Raw genomic sequence first — 16,339 nt, forward strand, 5'->3', positions numbered from 1 at the left:
CTGCTCAAGCGTGCGTGAACCGTTCCGCGTGCTCGTCGTCTGCACCGGAAACCTGCACCGCTCGCCACTGGCAGAACGCCTGCTGACCTCCCGACTGGCTTCGGCATGGGACAGATTCCGGGTCTCGAGCGCGGGAACCGACGCGGTGAACGACGCACCGATGGACCCGGTCGCCGTCGCCCTCCTCACCGAGCGGGGCGGGGATGCCGCCGGAGCCGCCGCCCGGAGCCTCACCGCAGGCCTCGTGAGCGGCGCGGCACTGGTTCTGGGTGCCGCGACAGAGCACCGCGAAGCCGCGGTACGGCTCTGCCCGGTGCATGGGCTCGGACGCGCCTTCACGCTGCGGGAGTTCGCACGGCTGCTGCACGAGGACGATGCGGCGGGTCTGACCGACCCGGCAGAGCGGGCCGAGGCCCTGACTAAAGGGGCCGCCGCACGTAGAGGAGTGGGCGGAGGGGGATCCTGGGACGACGACCTGGCCGATCCGTACGGTGCGTCCGAGCAAGAGGCAAGGGCGTGCGCCGCCCGTATCACCGAAGCCGTGGAACGGATCGCGGCAGCAGTGCTGGGCTGACCGGCAGGGCCTTCGCTCAGGCTGCGGGGCAGCCGCCCGGGGACGGGTGCACCCTGGCCCGCAGCGGGCGTGGCAGTCGCTGGTGGAAGACGATGGGTCCTTGGTCGGTCGGGGGCTCCAGCAGGTGCAGCGTCAACGTCCGGCTGCTGCCCGCGGGCACTTCGACGTCGAACGTGTACACCGGATGGCCGCGCTCGACACCCGGTGTCAGGAGGGCGGGCCGCCCGTCGAGTGCAGCCTTGACCAGATCTGCCCCGCCGGTCGCGAAGTAGGAGACCAGCAGGCGATTGTCCCCCTTACGCGTCGGGTAGGGGGGCTTGTCGAGACGATCGGTGACGTAGGTGGGAAGTCCTGCGGACGGTGCACCGTTGGAGAAGACCGCCTTGACGGTGACCTCGCGGCCGTCGGCGGTGCAGCGGCTGGGGTACCAGTCCAGGGTGCGGTCGAGGTAGTAGTCGAGCTTGGTGCCGGCGGCATTGTTGACCACCAGCCCGGCGTAGGGCTCCGGACGCCGCGGCAAGGAGCCGCCGACCGGGCGTGATTCCAGCTCCTGCTGCTCCTTCGCGTGGGCGCTCCAGGCGGTCACCTGCCCGTTGCCCAGCAACTCGTACAGGCCGAGGAGCAGCGAGGGCCGCCGCTGGGGATCCTCGGCGGCGGTCAGCAAGCGCCCGGCGGCGGCTCGGGCCACGTCCAGCAGATAGGCCTTGCGCTTGACCTGGTCCGTGTGCGTCACGTAGTTGGTTCGCTCGCTGAGATCCACCACGTTGTCCGCGCTGACGACCGTTCCGTCGGCTGTGAGCGCCGGGCCGGAGGCTGCGAGTAGCCGGGCCAGCGCGGCCGGATCCAGTGCGAGTACGCCGTCGACTCGCTCGCCGCTCTGGTAGAGCCAGGTGGCCGACCAGATACGCGCGGCGTAGGGGAAGTGCGGGCTCATGTTGGAGTTGGCCCAGGTGTTCACCGCATCGCCACGTCCGTACATGGCGGCGAATTCGGAACCGAGGTCCACCTCGGGGCGAGCGCCCACCATCTCCGCGTCGCTTCCGAAATGCGTCAGCTCCAGCGCCCCCCGGTCGGCTGTCAGCATGGCGAAGGCACCGGGCATTCCACCGGTTCCACGCGACTCTGCGGGGTTCTGGAACACCACGAGGAAACGCCGCGGACCGTCCATCCCCAGCATCAGCGGCAGGAGCCGGGCGCCGGTGGCGGCGTCCCCCATAGCGGGCGCCAACCGGTCCAGTCGGCTGACGAGTTGGTCCCGGACCCGGTCCACGGAGGGCAGCCAGGTGCGGCGGGGCAACTTGCGGGCCTCCCTGCGAGCTGCGGCCACCTGGTGTGAGGCCTGCTCGAGAGGCGGGGCGGCCCTGCGCAGTTCGGACAGGTTGAGGTGACCGCCACCGGCGCCTGCTTCGTTGGTGAGGTTGCCGACGGTGCGTACGACGGCAGGCAGCACCTCGCCGGTCAGCCGGTCGACGGCTTTGGCCGTACCGCGAACGGTCTCGAGAGGGTCTCCGAGGCGGGGCAGATGCGCGGCGACGTACCACGCGGGTCCGGTGGTGAGCCGATGCGCCCGGGCCGCGTGCGCCGCAGCGGAACGGGCCGCTGCTTCGGTGCCCGCCCCGCGATCCGTGGCGTCCCCAGCCGTCGAGACCGGAGAGGGGGGTGCCGTCACCGTGTTCCGCAGCGTTTCCAGGTCGTGCTGGGCCGCGAGCAGCTCGCTACGGGCGTACAGGCCCGTTACGAGCACCCAGCCCGGAACGGCGATGAGAAGCCCCGCCGCCGCCCACATCAACGGCCTGGTACGACGGTGGTTCCGTCGTACCAGGCCGGTGAGATGGGACAGAACGGTGCTGTCCGAGAGTTTGTGGATGGTCCACGGCATTTTTGGCTGCTCAGCCGCGTTCAGTGCGAGTGCGCCGACGCCTGGTGATCACCAGCGACCCGCCACCGAGAAGCACCAGACCACCTGCCGCTGCGAGCAGCGCCACCGTTGCATCCGAGGAACCGGTGTCCGCGAGTCCCGAGGATCCGTTGCCATGACCGGAGGATCCGTTGCCGTTGCCGTTGCCGTTGCCGTGGCCGGGTCGGCCGTGGTCGTCGTCTCCGTCACCGTCGCCGGGGCGGCCGTGGTCGCCGTCGCCGTCGCCATCGCCGTCACCGGGTCGGCCGTGGTCATCGTCTCCGTCACCGTCACCGTCGCCGGGGCGGCCGTGGTCATCGTCGCCGTCGCCGTCGCCGGGCCGGCCGTGGTCGTCGTCGCAGTCGCCGTCAAGGGGCACGGTCACCCGTGCGGACAGAATCAGTCCCGACGTCTGGCCGACCAGCTGGAAGTCGTAGGCGCCCGGTCGGGTGCCCTGGGGGATGATGACCCTTCCCGCCACATTGCCGTTGGTGTCGGCGACGAAGGTGTCGAGCTCCACGATGGGCCGGGGACCCCCGTTGGTCGGGGCGGGTGAGGGGCAATGCGAGGGTGAGGCCGTCGCCGTCGCTGTGGCTGTCGGCTTGGGGCCGGCCACCGCACGGGACTGTGTGAGGGGGGCAGCCGCGGCTCCGGCGGCGCCGACGGCCCCCACCGGGAACAGGCGCGCGAGAACGCCCTCGCCCGACTGGAAGCCGGTCGCGGTGTGGTTGATGTCGTCACCGGGGGGCACGGAGACGTCGTCGATCTGAATAGTTGGGGCCGGTGGGTACTGTGCGAACGCCGGCTCGGCGACCACCAGCGGAACAGCTGCAATCAAGCTTGCGGTGGCGACGGCCATGGCGACACGCCGTCTAGAACGTCTGGGCATCGGTTCGGGGCTCCTTCGGAAGACGCTTGATGAGTGATCGTTCGTGGTGGGATGTTTCTGTTCAGGCCGTGGCTCCGTGGCCGGCTATTGCCTGGTGGCAACTCCCGCCGGTCTTCGGCTCCTTTCGGCATGTGCTGCAGCGCTTCCTTACCGACTGAACCGCCGCGCCGGTGTGGCATTCCCCACCGCGTTGTCCTCGAGCAGCTCGGTGTGGACGACCACGTGGACCGGCCCCAGTGCGAGTTCGACTCGGTCCGTGTTCGCGCGCTCGAAGGGCGCACCATGGCGTGGGTGAACAGTTCCGCCGTCTGCACCACCTCTACCAACATCGCGCTGATCACTCCCTTGCTTCAATCGGCACTGCCGCAGGCCTTGTGCCACCGTCGACTGCCCGATTCGGACGACTCCCGGGCCACGACTTATCGGACAGCAAGGCCATTGACCGAAATCAAGCAACAGGATCCATAGACGTGGGCGGCTCGGGCCAAACAGGCTCGCCTGGTGCTCCGCAGGACGGCGCAGTGGTTGCACTCATGTGGCCCTCAGCGCTCGCGACTGCGGCCTGACTCTGGTGATGCCGGTCGCGTGGCAGCCGGATCCGAGCGTCCTCGACGCGTCCCGCTCGAAGCGAGAGACCTCGGACCGGGTCGTGCCGATGACCTTGGCGACATGGGTCTGTCTTTTGGGCGTCTTTGGCGTCATCGCCGTATGACTGTCCGATGCGCCGAGTGCGGCCGTTCTGCCGAGTCCACGGAGCGCGCGGCGAACAAACCGGACGAACGGAGCGACTTCTCACTGTTCCGCGGCCGGCCGTACGGCCGGCCGACGGTGAGATCGTGCAGTACGCAACCAAGTCGGTCTACGAGGGCACAGCCCGATCAACTCACCTACCAGGGGGACCTGTCCATCCCGCCGGGCTGGAAGGTCGGCGGCTTCGCCTCCCGGCACTTACCCACCCCGCGCCGGTCGACTGCGCCTGCGGCGCCCACATGCAGCGATGCTCACGTCTCGCCCCCATGCGGCGCAGCCGCATGGGGGCGGGGCAAGATCGGCGCCGGGTTCAGCCCTCGGCGATCTCGCGGACCTCGGCGGTGACGGTCCAGTGCTCCGGGTGGATCTGCAGGAATCGCTTGGTCCACTCCAGGGCCTCGGCCTTGTCCCTGGCCTGGGTGATGGAGTAGCCGCCGATGACTTCCTTGCTCTCGGTGAAGGGCCCGTCGGTGTAGCGGACCTTGCCGCCGGACCAGGTCACCCGGGTGCCCTCGGAGGTCGGGGTGAGCGCGGCTGTTTCCAGCATGACTCCAGCCTTGGTGATCTCCTCGAACAGCGCACCCATGCGCTCCTCGAACTCGGGGCCCGGGTCATCGGTGGGGGCGTTCTGCTCGTCGATGCGGATCGTCGTCAGGTAGCGCGGCATGGTGACTCCTCGGTCGGGACGGCAGAGCCTTCCCTGCCTGTCACCCATGCGTCGAACGGGAGCAGACTGGATCGACAGCTCCCGCGGAGTTTTTCTGAGAATTTTTCGGGGCGGCAACCGGAGTGGTCCGGTCCAGGTCGGAGAGCAGGTCGACGCCGTGCTGCTCGACGAGATCAGGGCCGCCGCCCAAAGGTCCGCCTGCCCGGACCGGCCGGTGGCGTCGCGGGCGACGCCACCGGCTCCGATCAGGCAGTGCGGGACATGGGGATTCGTAGCGCCTCGGCCGCAGGCCGCCGACGGCCGCCCGAAAAGCGCGGGGCCCCAGGTCACGCCGTCCCCGCAGAGTGGGGCCGGGGCAGGTGGTGGCCCCGGATTCCCTGTTTCCTCTAGCGGGCCGTTCCGAAGTCCTGCGTCCAGTAATCGTCGGGCTGCGCGAGACCGATGCCGATCTCCTTGAACGCACAGTTGAGGATGTTGCGCTTGTGGCCGGGGCTGTCCATCCAGCCCGCCATGACGCTCTCGGGTGTGTCGTAGCCATAGGCGACGTTCTCGCCGTAGGTGCTCCAGCTGTAACCGGCACGCGTGATCCGGTCGCCCGGAGACGACCCGTCGGAGCCCGTGTGGGACATGTTCCGATGGGATGCCATGTCCTTGCTGTGGTCCTGAGCGGCCTTCGTCAGCTTGGCGTTCATGACCAGCGCAGAGCAGCCGACCTTGCTGCGCTCGCTGTTGACCAGTTGCAATACGCGGGCCGCGGTTGCCGGAGCGGCCGTCTTCGGTGCGCTCGGAGCCGCGGTCGCCTTCGGGGCGGCCGGGGCGGCGGTCTTCGGCGCGGCCGGAGCGCTGGTCTTGGGTGCGCTCGGAGCCGGGGTGGCCTTCGGGGCGGCCGGAGCAGCGGGCGTCTTCGACGCCCCCGCGCGCGGATTGTGTCCCCATGGGCCACCCGTCCACCGCTGCTCGGAGTTCGCCCTCTTCCAGTGGCGGCTGTGCGACTGGGTGCCCGCGTTCTCCTGCGGGTCGACACAGGCCATGGCGACAGAGGGAACACCCAGGGCGCCAAGGGCGACGGCGGCGATCGTTATCTTCCGGTAGTGCGTCTTCTTGCGGTGCTTCCTCATGCGTGACCTCGTTCGATAAATCGCGGAGCGCCCCCGGCTATGGCCGACTCTGCGCAGGTCCTGCGTCTGAGCTGCGGAGACGCCTTGCGGCCGCCATTCTTAGAACCGCTGTCAGGGCAGGGCAAAGAGCGTCAGTACTACCTCGCTTCGTAGTACTGGTCGGCTCTTGAAACGGGCGCTGAGCCGTGCTGGGCCGGGTCCTGGAGTTCCGGGAATGCGCTGATGCTCCGTCAGGAACCCTTGGTAACTCGATGAACGGGCGAAAGCACCGAGGGGATCGAATGCCCCCAAACCCAGCGCAGGGTATGTCTGAACCAAGACGGACAAATCTCACTATGTCGCCAAGGTGCCATCTACTATTCAGCGACCTAAGTGCGAAATGTCCGTGTGGTCGATGTCACAGGTCGATGGCGGAACCACGCCTCATTTCCCTGGACGGCGACGAGATCACGGCGCCGCTCGTGAGGGGCCGGGGGCCGGGGGTCGTGGCGGAGAAAAGGCGCGGCGCCGCCGTCCGCGTTGCCCCGGCGCGCACCCTGGGGGCCGGGGGCAGAGATCTGCGCCGAGGGTGGCCCTGCGGTGCGTCCTGCGCCCCTCAGCGCAAGACCCGCCTCGGCGTGCACGAGCGCGCCCCGGCGTGGTCTCCGGCCCAGGAGCGCTCCGCGCCCGCGGCGGCGTACAGAAGGACGGCGGAGCTGTCCACCTGCTCCTCGCCCAACGCGAGGCGGTAGCCGGTGGGGGTGCCGGCGATCATGTCGGCGCCGAGCCGTGCCCGGGCGCGAGGCAAGGATCTGCAGCGCCTTGGTCGGGTTCTCCGGTTGCTCGTCCGGCAGAGACCGTCCACCAGGAGCGCGGTGCTGCACCCTGTGCGCAATTCGCTCACGAGGAGGGCGGCCAGCCGCGCAGGCGGGGCGCGGTGATCTCGTGGTCGCGGTAGGAGACCTGTGACAGCAGCGTCAACTCGGCGGTCACCAGGGAAGGTTGGCCAGCTGTCCTTCGGCGGGAGCCGGGGCCGGCAGTCGGACCGACGGACAACCAGGACCGGTCTGACGCTCCTTGAAACTTCCTTTCCTTGAACTTCTGTGGCTGTCTCGGCAAATCGAGGCCATGGGGGACCGAAAGCTTCAGGAATCCACCTATGCCTGTCCTATTTGGTCTATGCCTGACAGGGACATGACTGCACGCTTGAGCCGCCTCGTGAGTCCCACGGGGTGCACGGCCCCCCACCCATGGAGGTCACGCATGCGTCGTCGTTTCGCCTTACCTCTCGCCGCCGCCATTCTGTCGTTGCCCATCGCCCTGATCCCGGCCGGTTCCGCCGCGGCGGCCCCCGCGGACAAGCCTCAGGTCCTCAGTTCCTGGACCCAGACGAGCGCTTCCAGCTACAACGCCTGGTACGCCGCCCGTCAGAACCAGGGCGCCTGGGCCGCGTACGGCTTCGACTGGTCGACGGACTACTGCAGCTCCTCGCCCGACAACCCGTTCGGCTTCCCCTTCCAAACGGCCTGCGCCCGCCACGACTTCGGCTACCGCAACTACAAGGCGGCCGGCACCTTCTCCGCCAACAAGGCCCGCGTCGACTCCGCGTTCTACGAGGACCTCCGGCGCGTCTGCGCCAACTACTCGGGCGCCACCTACTCGGCCTGCGCCGCCACAGCCTGGACGTACTACCACGCAGTCGACGTCTTCGGCTTCTCGGCGGCCGAGGCGGGCGCCAACAAGCTGGAGCAGGCCGCCTGATGAGCCGCCTCTGCGATGCCTGACAGCTGACGTCGCGTCACCGAGTCCGGACCTGGGTGCGTCCGGACTCGGTGTGCGCGCGGGGGGTGCCGAGGGGTGGGGCGGTTCGTTCGTTGCGCCGGAGTTCAGGGCGCCTTGAAGAGTGTCGGGAAGCGGGGGGCGAGCCAGGGCTTGCGGCCCCAGGCGAGGACGCGGCCCCGGGCGATGGCGCCCCACGGCTCGCAACGGCCGAGCGCCATGAGCAGGAAGGTGACCGGCTCGGTGAGGATGGTGCAGTCCGGGCGGCTCGGCGGCTGCGGACTTACGGCTACCGCGCCGTTGGTGAGGGTCACGCCGAAGCGGGCGCCGCCCCACAGGCGGATCGTGTAGCGGGCGGTGAGCTCGGCGGTGGCAGCGGTGTCGACCACCCGTGGCATGGCCGTGATCAAGAAGGGCAGGGTCAGCTCGACCCGGGCGCGGTCGATCATGTGCGGACGGTCCAGGGCGCGGGCCAGGTCGTAGCCGTGGCCGAGCATGTGCGCCAGCAGATATGAGCCCAGTTCGGCCTGGCTCATCGGACCCAGCGGCGTGACCACAGTCCCCTGCGCCGCGTGCTCGTCCACCGCCTTGAGGAAGGCGGCAGCCTGAGCGGCGATCATCTCGGCCAGCGGATCGGCCTCGCGCTCGTCGAACGCGGCGAGCGCGCGCTCATTGGCCGCGGCGAGGCTCTGCGGGGTGCCGTCCCCATGGCTGCGCTCCTGCCCCGCCGCGATATCGGCCATCAGCTCATTGGCCTGCGCCAGATGCGCTGCGGCCGCCCCGACGCTCCACTGCGACCCGGGGACCGGAACACCTGTGTCGGCAACCCCGCGCAGCAGCGCGGCGATGTCCTCGGCGGTGCCGCGTATGGCGTCACCAAGCCCCTCAGGCAGAGTGCCTCGTACTTCCTGCCCAGCCACTGACGCCACGACTCTCCGCTCATCACCCTCGTACCGACAGCGGATCCCGCAGTCCGCCGACGAACCTGTTCGGGATCGCCCGCGTACCCAACCAGGCGAAGAAGGCCGCGGCAAGAGCTTGAGCGTCAAGCCGGACGGTCGTGGCGTCGGCCTTTCCGTACCGCTGACGGCCAGTGACCGAAGCGCAACTCTCCGCCCCATCGCTCCCAAAGCGTCAATGGGTCATAACGAACCATAATTAAGTACATGTCCTACTTTTCAGTGCATGCCCGCACGGAGATCGGGAACACGACATTTCGAGCGTCCCGGTAAAGGGAGGACCCCGGCCGACGTGAGTGCGGGGTCGCCGACCGGACATCGGCAACGATGCAGGAGGAGACAGAGATCATGAAGAACGGCCAGGTAGCACTTGCCCTTGCCGGCGGATACCTCCTCGGGCGCTCCCACAAGATGCGGTGGGCGCTGACGCTTGGCGGCATGGCGGCCGGCAGTCGCTTGCTTCCCGGTAGGGACGCTTTGGGGACGAAACTCCTCAAGTCCCCCGAGCTGAGCAAGCTCACGGACACCGTGCGCGACGAGTTGCTGTCAGCGGGCAAGACGGCCGCGGTGGCTGCAGCCGGCAATCGCATCAACTCGCTGAGTGACCGGATGCAGCGGCGAGCCTCGTCGCTTCGCGCCGGACCGGAGGCGGAGGAGCCGCGCGGCGAGGACGAGGAAGAGGAAGAGCCGCGCGGCGAGGACGAGGAAGAGCCGCGCGACGAGGACGAGGAAGAAGAGGAAGAAGAAGAGGAAGAAGAGTCGGCCGAGGAGGCCAAGGAGCAGGACAGGCAGCGGCCCGCGCGGAAGCCGGTCGCGAGCGAAGGCCGTACGAAGAAGGCTGCAGCCCGTCCCGCCGCAGACAAGAAGAAGACCACCGGCAGCCGGTCCTCCCAGAGCAAGAGCGCTGCCGCCGGTCGGTCCACACCGCGAAGCCGAGGGTGATGACCTATGGCTGAACGATCAAAAGGTCAGTCTTCGGGCGGGCTCGGTACGTTGGCCAAGGAACTGCCTACGGACCGCTTGAAGGAAGAAGCACGGAACCTTGTTGGCGCTGTCGGAGAGCGAGCGTTCTCCACAGTGAAGCACAAGGTCGGGAGTCTGACACATCTCGGCGGGCTCGGCGGCGGCGCGGGGGCCAAGGCAGCGCTCGCTGGGGGCAAAGAGCTCATCAAGTCCAAGGTCGGCGACGGCGTTTCCCAGGCCACGGAGAAGGTCCAGGAGGCGGTGTCCGGAGGCCTGGGCGGAGACTCGAAGGACAAGAAGATCAAGGTCGTCAACATCGTCGAACACATCGATGTGGGCGTCCCCGTCTCCGTCGCGTACAACCAGTGGACGCAGTTCGAGGACTTCCCGACCTTCATGAAGAAGGTGGAGGACGTCGAGACGGAATCCGAGACGGAAACGAACTGGAAGGCGCAGATCTTCCTCTCTCACCGCAAGTGGAAGGCGACCGTCATCGAGCAGGTGCCGGACGAGCTGATCGTCTGGAAGTCGAAGGCTGACAAGGGCCATGTCGACGGGGCGGTGACGTTCCATGAGCTCGCGCCTCGCCTCACCAGGGTCCTGCTGGTTCTGCAGTACTACCCGCAGGGTCTGTTCGAGCAGACCGGGAACCTCTGGCGCGCCCAAGGCCGCCGGGCGCGGCTGGAGTTGAAGCACTACCGCCGTCACGTCATGAACCAGGTAATTCTCAACCCCGAGGAGATCGAGGGGTGGCGGGGTGAGGTGCGCGACGGCGAGGTTGTGCGCAGCGATGAGGAAGTGCGCGAGGACGAGGCGGCGGACGAGGAGGAGCAGGGCGAGGAGCGGCCCGAGGAGGAGGAAGAAGAGCAGCCCGAGGACGAGTACGAGGAAGAGGAAGAGGAGGAGGAAGAGGAACCCGAGGAAGAGGAACCTGAGGAAGAGGAACCTGAGGAAGAGGAACCTGAGGAAGACGAACCCGAGGCAGAGGACGAGAAGCCGGCCGGCCGTCGGCGTCGGCAGTCCTCGGCGAGGAGCAGGTGAGCGTGATGACCGTAGCGAGCTCAGGCAACCGCTACCTGGAGCGGCCCTCCTCAGGGGGCCTGGCAGAGGTAGTCGACCTGATCCTGGACAAAGGCCTGGTCATCGATATCTTCGTCCGTGTCTCGCTGGTGGGCATCGAGCTGTTGACGATTGACGCCCGAATAGTCATCGCGAGCGTGGATACCTATCTGCGCTTCGCGGAGGCGGTGAACCGTCTCGACCTCGCCCGCACTGGAACCGAGACACGTGGCTTGCCCGGGTTGATGGAGGAAATCAGCGAGGGCGGGGCGAAGCACAAGACTAAGGGCGCCGTGGAAGGGGTGAAGGACAAGGCCAAGGAAATCATCCACGGTGACGACGAGGACGACGACGAGGACGAGGAGTACGAGAACGAGTCCGAGGAAGCTGACGAGCCCGAAGAAGAAGAGGAGCCGGAGCCGGAGGAAGTGAAGCCCCGACGCCGGTCGCGGCCCGCCAGTGGTAAGGCACGGGACCGATGACGGAGTCCACGTCGCAGACGCCCGGGGCCGGCTGGTACGTCTACGGAGTCGTCCGGGAATCCGGGGCCACCACGGAGGTCGAGGCTCTGCCCACGGTGGCGAGTTCCGATGCGCACGTCACCTACGTCCGGCATCGCGGGATCGCGGCCGTCGTGAGCAAGGTGTCCGACGACCGGCCGCTCGGAACGCCCGACGACCTGCGCGCGCACGCCCAGGTGCTGGACTCGCTGGCGGCCGGGTCGGAACCCGTATTGCCCTTCCGGTTCGGGACGGTGCTGCGGGACGCACAGGCGGTGACCGATGAACTGCTGGTCGGCGGCTACGACGACTTCATGACCGCCCTCGACCGGCTGGAGGGCTCCGCCCAGTTCACGCTCAGGGCCCGGTACGTACAGGACGAGGTGCTGCGGGAGGTGCTGGACGAACAGCCGCAGGCCCAGCGGCTGCGCGAAGAGCTGAAGCACATGTCCGAGGACGCCGGTTACTACCGGCGGATCGAGCTCGGCCAGATCCTTGCCGAGGCGATTGCCGACAAGCGTGACATGGACGCCGTGGAGATCGACCGCTGTCTGGCGCCGCTCGCGGTTGCTGTGGCGCCGGAGGAACCGGGTGCCGCCGACGCGGTCGCGGATGTCTCCTTCCTGGTCGACGGGAAACGGCGTGCGGCCTTCGAGGAGGCGGCGGAGGACCTTGCGCGGCGCTGGCACGGCCGGATCCGGCTGCGCCTGTTCGGGCCGGTCGCCCCGTACGACTTCGTGACCGAGGCGATGGCCGGCCTCGGGGAGAGGCGTTAACCATGGGACTGTTCACCGGATTGCTGACCCTGCCGCTCGCGCCGGTCCGGGGCGTGGCGTGGATCGCCGAGCGGGTGCACGAAGAGGCGAACCGTGAGTTCACCGATCCAGCGGTCATCCGCCGGCGCCTGGAGGAAGTTCAGGAGGCGCGGGAGAGCGGCGAGATCTCGGAGGAAGAGGCGGCGGACCTGGAGGAGGAACTTGTGCGCCGCCTGTTGGCCGCGGGGCCTCCGCGCGGCGGCCTGGAGGTGTGATCCATGCCGCGGACAGAACGTGAACGCGGGGCGCCCGAGGCCGAGCAACGGCGCCGTTCCGGCGAACGGGAGTCCCCGGACCGCCACAGCACCAGGGACGGGACGTCTGGGCGGTCCCGCCCGAACGGTGACGAAGGCGAGGCGGACGAGCCGCGACGTCTCCGGGGCGACTCCGAGCCCGACGAGCGGCGACGCCGCCGGGGCGACTCCGAGGCGGACGAGTCGCGACGCCGCCGGGGCGACTCCGAGCCGGATTCATCACGCCGACGCCCGGCCATCACCGCGCGAAAGGCCGCCCAGTACGCGGCGCGCCATGTCCAGGACTTCACCGGGGAGCCACCCGAGGGCGTGACCTCCCTGGAATCGACCGAGGACGGCTGGCAGGTGGGCATCGAGGTCGTCGAGACGCACCGGATACCCGACTCCACCGACATCCTCGCCGTGTACCGGGTCGAGGTGGACGAGGAGGGAGAACTCGTCTCGTACCGCCGCGACCGCCGTTACTACCGGGGAAGGGCGGATGAGCAGTGACCATGAGCCAGGGCCCGGACTGGGCGGGCCCGAGCCGCGGCGGTACGAGCCCTGCCCGCCGGCCCTCTCACTCCGAACCGGCGAACCTGGCCGACATCCTGGAGCGCGTGCTCGACAAGGGCATCGTCATCGCGGGTGACATCCGTATCAACCTGCTGGACATCGAGCTGCTCACCATCAAGATCCGGCTGATCATCGCTTCCGTCGACCGTGCTCGTGAGATGGGCATCGACTGGTGGGAGCACGATCCGACCCTGTCGGTGGGGGAGCGGGACGTCGTCGAGGAGAACGAGCGCCTGCGGCGCCGGATCGGCGAGCTCGAAGCCGGCCGCCGCTCGACCGCCGACGCAGGGCTCGGGCGTGCGGAGCCCCGGCAGGAGGAGGGAGAGGAGCGGGAGGAGCAGGAGGCGGAGCCGCGACGGCGTCCACCGGGCCGGAGGTCCGGTGGCGACAGGGGGTCAAGGCCATGAACGACGCCGTTGCCACCTGGCTCTACGCCGTGGCGCCCACAGCGGGGACCAGTGTTCCGGCCGGTCTGAAGGGGGTGGCGGGCGAGCCCGTACGCGTCGTCGAGGGCGCGGGACTCTCGGCCGTCGTCGGGTCGGTGCCGCTGAGTGATTTCGGGGAGGAGGAACTCCGCGCCCACCTGGAGGATCTGCCCTGGCTGGAGGCGGCCGTCCGGGCCCACCACTGGGTGATCGACAATGCGGCCCGCAGCGGGTGTGTCGTACCGCTGCGCTTTGCGACCATGTACCGCGACGACGCACGGATCCGCTCCCTTCTGGACGAACGACGAGCCGATTTCGATTCAGTACTGGACCTGCTCGCGGGCCGGACCGAGTGGGGCGTGAAGGCGTACGTGGACCCGCAGGCGTTCGTGCCGGACTCCCCGGGCGACCGGACCGGTGGCCACAGCAGCCCCGGCACCGCCTATCTACTGCGCCGAAAAGAGCAGCAGAGGGGACGGGAGACCGCGCATGTACGTGCCACGGAGTGTGCGGAGGCGATCCACGCGGCGCTCGCCGAGCTGGCCGTGAGAACTGCGGAGCATCCGCCGCAGGACGCACGGCTGGCCGAGTACGAGGGGTGGATGGTTCTCAACAACTCCTACCTGGTGCCCGACCCACGCGTGGAGGAGTTCGCCGCCGCCGTGGCCTCCCTCGAACAGCGTTTCCCGGAGATCCGGCTGGAGCTCAGCGGCCCGTGGCCGGCGTACTCGTTCACCGCGATCAGCGACAGCGGACAGGACAGCGGACAGGAGGGTGAGAGCCGTGCTCAGTGAAGAGCCCATCGGCGGGGACGAGCCCGTGCGCGGGGACGAGCCCGTGCGCAGGCCGTCGCGTGCGCTCGAGTCCCGGCAGGTCGCGCTGGTGGACCTGCTCGACCGGCTGCTGGCCGGCGGCGTCGTGGTCACCGGAGACGTGACGTTGTGCATCGCCGATATCGACCTGGTCCGCATCTCGCTGAGGGCGCTGGTGGCTTCCGTACGCGAGGAGTGGATCGCCGGTGGCGGCGGCCGCGACGCCGGCGGGACCCTCCAGGGAACCGGAGGGCGTTATGACCGACAGTGAGCGCGTGCGGCGAGACGGTGAGCCGGCCGTGAAGCGGACGCGGCACTACTGGAGGGCCGGAGCGGCGACGCATGCCCCCGCGGCAGGAACGCGTCGCACGCGTCTCACCCGCGACAACAGAGCCCGGGGGCCGGCGCGGCGCGTCACGATGGATCCCGAGTCGGTGGAGCGCGGTCTGGTGGGGCTGGTGCTCACCGTCGTGGAACTGCTGCGCCAGTTGATGGAGCGGCAGGCGCTGCGCCGCGTGGACGCGGGTGGTCTCAGCGACGAACAGGTGGAGCAGCTCGGACTGACCCTGATGGCGCTCGAGGAGCGGATGGCCGAGTTGCGTGAGCACTTCGGGTTGTCCCAGGAGGACTTGAACATCGACCTCGGACCGCTGGGGCCGCTGCTGCGGCGGGACTGATACGCACGCGGGAGAGTGGCATTGGGGAACCCCCGCGGATCGGAGGCTTCCATGAGCGGCCGGGACACGCAGAGCCTGCACTGTCTGGTGACAGGCGCGACGGGTTACATCGGTGGCAGGCTGGTGCCCGAACTGCTGGACGCGGGGCACCGCGTACGGTGCATGGCCCGGTCTCCGGACAAGCTGCGCGATCACCCCTGGGCAGGTCGTGCCGAGGTGGTACGCGGGGATGTGACCGATCCGGATTCGGTCGGCGACGCACTGCGCGGTATCGATGTCGCCTATTATCTGGTGCACGCCCTGCGGACCGGAGACGACTTCGAGGAAACCGACCGCAGGGCCGCCCGGCTGTTCGCCGAGCGGGCCCGCGCCGCGGGCGTAGGGCGCATCGTCTACCTGGGCGGGCTGACCCCGGCCGATGTGCCGGAACGCGAACTCTCACCCCATCTGCGATCCCGCGCCGAGGTCGGCGAGACCTTCCTCCGCTCGGCCGTGCCTGCGACGGTGCTCCGCGCCGCGATCATCATCGGATCGGGTTCGGCGTCCTTCGAGATGCTGCGCTACCTCACCGAGCGGCTGCCGGTCATGGTCACCCCGAGCTGGGTCAGCACCCGCATCCAGCCGATCGCCGTCCGGGACGTGCTGCGGTATCTGGTGGGCAGTGCGCGAATGCCCGACGAGGTGAACCGGGCGTTCGACATCGGCGGGCCGGACGTCCTGACGTACGAGCAGATGATGCGGCGGTACGCGGTGGTGACCCGCCTTCCCCACCGTCTCATCCTGCGCGTACCGATGCTGACCCCCCGTCTGTCCGGCCTGTGGATCGGCCTGATCACGCCCGTTCCACCCTCCCTCGCCCGCCCGCTGGCCGAGTCGCTGCGCCACGAAGTCGTCTGCCGCGAGCACGAGATCGCCCAGTACGTACCCGATCCGCCCGGTGCCCCGATCGGCTTCGACCAGGCCCTCACCCTGGCCGTTCAGCGCGTACGGGACGCCCAGGTCACCACCCGCTGGTCCTCCTCCGCGCTGCCCGGCGCTCCGAGCGATCCACTGCCCTCGGACCCGGACTGGGCAGGGGGCAGCCTCTACATCGACCGGCGCGGGCTCGCCGTCGACGCATCACCGAAGGCGCTGTGGCAGGTCATCGAGGGGATCGGCGGTGACAACGGCTGGTACTCCTTCCCGCTTGCCTGGGCGGTACGGGGCTGGCTCGACCGGCTGGCCGGAGGCGTCGGACTCCGCCGTGGCCGCCGTGACGCCGCACGGCTGCGGGTGGGGGACTCGCTGGACTTCTGGCGCGTGGAGGAGATCGAACCGGGCCGGCTGCTGCGGTTGCGTGCGGAGATGCGTCTGCCGGGGCTCGCCTGGCTGGAGATGTACTCCGACCGCGACGGCCAGGGGCGCACCCGCTACCGGCAGCGGGCGCTATTCCACCCGCACGGTCTGCTCGGGCATGTCTACTGGTGGAGCGTGTCGCCGTTCCATTCGGTCGTGTTCGGCGGCATGGCCCGCAACATCGCGCAGGCCGCCAGCCAGGCGGACGCCGTACACGACGGGCACGGCGCGAACCCGGGCTGAGCGCCACGACCCGCCGTCGCCGCCCAGGCCCGGGCCTGCGGGGACGATGCGTCACAAAAATGAGTCACCAAACGGACAGTGGCGTCGTC

Annotated in this window: 18 protein-coding genes and 1 pseudogene; 13 read left to right on the forward strand and 6 right to left on the reverse strand. The window is 69.1% G+C overall.

The features are described 5' to 3' along the window. The first annotated feature begins 10 nt into the window (after positions 1 to 10). Positions 11 to 574, forward strand: coding sequence for a low molecular weight phosphatase family protein (locus J7E87_RS24725; RefSeq protein ID WP_215096716.1), 564 nt, complete (start codon positions 11 to 13; stop codon positions 572 to 574). A 16-nt stretch (positions 575 to 590) separates the two neighbouring features. On the opposite strand, the gene J7E87_RS24730 is transcribed toward J7E87_RS24725, so the two are convergent. The 5 genes and pseudogenes from J7E87_RS24730 to J7E87_RS36565 form a co-directional block, all read right to left on the reverse strand. After that, positions 591 to 2,453, reverse strand: coding sequence for a DUF4012 domain-containing protein (locus J7E87_RS24730; RefSeq protein ID WP_215096717.1), 1,863 nt, complete (start codon positions 2,451 to 2,453; stop codon positions 591 to 593). Positions 2,454 to 2,463: 10 nt separating this feature from the next. Continuing rightward, complete coding sequence (locus tag J7E87_RS24735) at positions 2,464 to 3,360, reverse strand: LPXTG cell wall anchor domain-containing protein (RefSeq protein ID WP_215096718.1); 897 nt, start codon at positions 3,358 to 3,360, stop codon at positions 2,464 to 2,466. Between the two features lie 1,060 nt (positions 3,361 to 4,420). Further along, entirely contained in the window at positions 4,421 to 4,777 is a 357-nt protein-coding gene (locus J7E87_RS24740) for a YciI family protein (protein WP_215096719.1), read from the reverse strand. A gap of 386 nt (positions 4,778 to 5,163) precedes the next feature. Next, the gene (locus J7E87_RS24745; RefSeq protein ID WP_215096720.1) at positions 5,164 to 5,895 is read right to left on the reverse strand and encodes a CAP domain-containing protein; all 732 of its coding nucleotides are present in this window, start codon (positions 5,893 to 5,895) and stop codon (positions 5,164 to 5,166) included. A 572-nt stretch (positions 5,896 to 6,467) separates the two neighbouring features. Continuing rightward, positions 6,468 to 6,867: pseudogene (locus J7E87_RS36565) on the reverse strand (AfsR/SARP family transcriptional regulator); the annotation flags it as partial. A gap of 270 nt (positions 6,868 to 7,137) precedes the next feature. Between J7E87_RS36565 and J7E87_RS24755 the strand changes: the two are divergent. Then, positions 7,138 to 7,635, forward strand: coding sequence for a phospholipase (locus tag J7E87_RS24755; RefSeq protein ID WP_215096721.1), 498 nt, complete (start codon positions 7,138 to 7,140; stop codon positions 7,633 to 7,635). 125 nt (positions 7,636 to 7,760) lie between these two features. Here the strand turns inward: J7E87_RS24755 and J7E87_RS24760 are convergent, their stop codons facing one another. Further along, the gene (locus J7E87_RS24760; protein WP_308313067.1) at positions 7,761 to 8,573 is read right to left on the reverse strand and encodes a maleylpyruvate isomerase family mycothiol-dependent enzyme; all 813 of its coding nucleotides are present in this window, start codon (positions 8,571 to 8,573) and stop codon (positions 7,761 to 7,763) included. Between the two features lie 366 nt (positions 8,574 to 8,939). Between J7E87_RS24760 and J7E87_RS24765 the strand changes: the two genes are divergently transcribed. The 11 genes from J7E87_RS24765 to J7E87_RS24815 all read left to right on the forward strand — a co-directional run bounded on the left by J7E87_RS24765 (position 8,940) and on the right by J7E87_RS24815 (position 16,250). Beyond that, positions 8,940 to 9,554 carry a hypothetical protein gene (locus J7E87_RS24765; RefSeq protein ID WP_215096723.1) on the forward strand — a complete coding sequence of 205 codons (615 nt, stop codon included), beginning with the start codon at positions 8,940 to 8,942 and terminating at the stop codon, positions 9,552 to 9,554. A 135-nt stretch (positions 9,555 to 9,689) separates the two neighbouring features. Then, entirely contained in the window at positions 9,690 to 10,616 is a 927-nt protein-coding gene (locus J7E87_RS24770) for an SRPBCC family protein (protein ID WP_308313068.1), read from the forward strand. Positions 10,617 to 10,621: 5 nt separating this feature from the next. Beyond that, positions 10,622 to 11,116, forward strand: a complete 495-nt coding sequence (gene gvpJ, locus J7E87_RS24775) for a gas vesicle protein GvpJ (RefSeq protein ID WP_215096845.1) — start codon at positions 10,622 to 10,624, stop codon at positions 11,114 to 11,116. Next, positions 11,113 to 11,910, forward strand: a complete 798-nt coding sequence (locus J7E87_RS24780; RefSeq protein ID WP_215096725.1) for a GvpL/GvpF family gas vesicle protein — start codon at positions 11,113 to 11,115, stop codon at positions 11,908 to 11,910. Before gvpJ ends, J7E87_RS24780 begins: the two co-directional genes overlap by 4 nt. A 2-nt stretch (positions 11,911 to 11,912) precedes the next feature. After that, a complete protein-coding gene (ccmI, locus tag J7E87_RS24785; RefSeq protein WP_215096726.1) occupies positions 11,913 to 12,164 on the forward strand; it encodes a c-type cytochrome biogenesis protein CcmI in 252 nt (83 codons plus the stop codon). Positions 12,165 to 12,167: 3 nt separating this feature from the next. Beyond that, the gene (gvpO, locus tag J7E87_RS24790) at positions 12,168 to 12,695 is read left to right on the forward strand and encodes a gas vesicle protein GvpO (protein ID WP_215096727.1); all 528 of its coding nucleotides are present in this window, start codon (positions 12,168 to 12,170) and stop codon (positions 12,693 to 12,695) included. A gap of 2 nt (positions 12,696 to 12,697) precedes the next feature. Continuing rightward, on the forward strand, positions 12,698 to 13,165 hold the full coding sequence (locus tag J7E87_RS24795) for a gas vesicle protein (protein ID WP_215096728.1): 468 nt from the start codon (positions 12,698 to 12,700) through the stop codon (positions 13,163 to 13,165). After that, positions 13,162 to 13,977, forward strand: coding sequence for a GvpL/GvpF family gas vesicle protein (locus J7E87_RS24800; protein WP_215096729.1), 816 nt, complete (start codon positions 13,162 to 13,164; stop codon positions 13,975 to 13,977). The genes J7E87_RS24795 and J7E87_RS24800 overlap by 4 nt, the downstream gene beginning before the upstream one ends. Further along, complete coding sequence (locus tag J7E87_RS24805) at positions 13,967 to 14,266, forward strand: gas vesicle protein (RefSeq protein WP_374195223.1); 300 nt, start codon at positions 13,967 to 13,969, stop codon at positions 14,264 to 14,266. Before J7E87_RS24800 ends, J7E87_RS24805 begins: the two co-directional genes overlap by 11 nt. A 148-nt stretch (positions 14,267 to 14,414) precedes the next feature. After that, a complete protein-coding gene (locus J7E87_RS35385) occupies positions 14,415 to 14,672 on the forward strand; it encodes a gas vesicle protein K (RefSeq protein WP_251017953.1) in 258 nt (85 codons plus the stop codon). A gap of 51 nt (positions 14,673 to 14,723) precedes the next feature. Then, positions 14,724 to 16,250: an SDR family oxidoreductase gene (locus tag J7E87_RS24815; RefSeq protein WP_215096731.1), complete on the forward strand. Its 1,527-nt coding sequence runs from the start codon at positions 14,724 to 14,726 to the stop codon at positions 16,248 to 16,250. Positions 16,251 to 16,339: the final 89 nt, after the last annotated feature.

It is taken from the genome of Streptomyces sp. ISL-1 (genome assembly GCF_018614585.1).
Taxonomy (GTDB): domain Bacteria; phylum Actinomycetota; class Actinomycetes; order Streptomycetales; family Streptomycetaceae; genus Streptomyces; species Streptomyces maoxianensis.

Bases quoted from the DNA above. Each gene is read 5' to 3' on its own strand.
- J7E87_RS24730 (WP_215096717.1), bottom strand. From the start codon at position 2,453: ATGCCGTGGACCATCCACAAACTCTCGGACAGCACCGTTCTGTCCCAT.
- J7E87_RS24735 (WP_215096718.1), bottom strand. From the start codon at position 3,360: ATGCCCAGACGTTCTAGACGGCGTGTCGCCATGGCCGTCGCCACCGCA.
- J7E87_RS24740 (WP_215096719.1), bottom strand. From the start codon at position 4,777: ATGCCGCGCTACCTGACGACGATCCGCATCGACGAGCAGAACGCCCCC.
- J7E87_RS24745 (WP_215096720.1), bottom strand. From the start codon at position 5,895: ATGAGGAAGCACCGCAAGAAGACGCACTACCGGAAGATAACGATCGCC.
- J7E87_RS24755 (WP_215096721.1), top strand. From the start codon at position 7,138: ATGCGTCGTCGTTTCGCCTTACCTCTCGCCGCCGCCATTCTGTCGTTG.
- J7E87_RS24765 (WP_215096723.1), top strand. From the start codon at position 8,940: ATGCAGGAGGAGACAGAGATCATGAAGAACGGCCAGGTAGCACTTGCC.
- gvpJ (WP_215096845.1), top strand. From the start codon at position 10,622: ATGACCGTAGCGAGCTCAGGCAACCGCTACCTGGAGCGGCCCTCCTCA.
- J7E87_RS24780 (WP_215096725.1), top strand. From the start codon at position 11,113: ATGACGGAGTCCACGTCGCAGACGCCCGGGGCCGGCTGGTACGTCTAC.
- ccmI (WP_215096726.1), top strand. From the start codon at position 11,913: ATGGGACTGTTCACCGGATTGCTGACCCTGCCGCTCGCGCCGGTCCGG.
- gvpO (WP_215096727.1), top strand. From the start codon at position 12,168: ATGCCGCGGACAGAACGTGAACGCGGGGCGCCCGAGGCCGAGCAACGG.
- J7E87_RS24795 (WP_215096728.1), top strand. From the start codon at position 12,698: ATGAGCCAGGGCCCGGACTGGGCGGGCCCGAGCCGCGGCGGTACGAGC.
- J7E87_RS24800 (WP_215096729.1), top strand. From the start codon at position 13,162: ATGAACGACGCCGTTGCCACCTGGCTCTACGCCGTGGCGCCCACAGCG.
- J7E87_RS35385 (WP_251017953.1), top strand. From the start codon at position 14,415: ATGGATCCCGAGTCGGTGGAGCGCGGTCTGGTGGGGCTGGTGCTCACC.
- J7E87_RS24815 (WP_215096731.1), top strand. From the start codon at position 14,724: ATGAGCGGCCGGGACACGCAGAGCCTGCACTGTCTGGTGACAGGCGCG.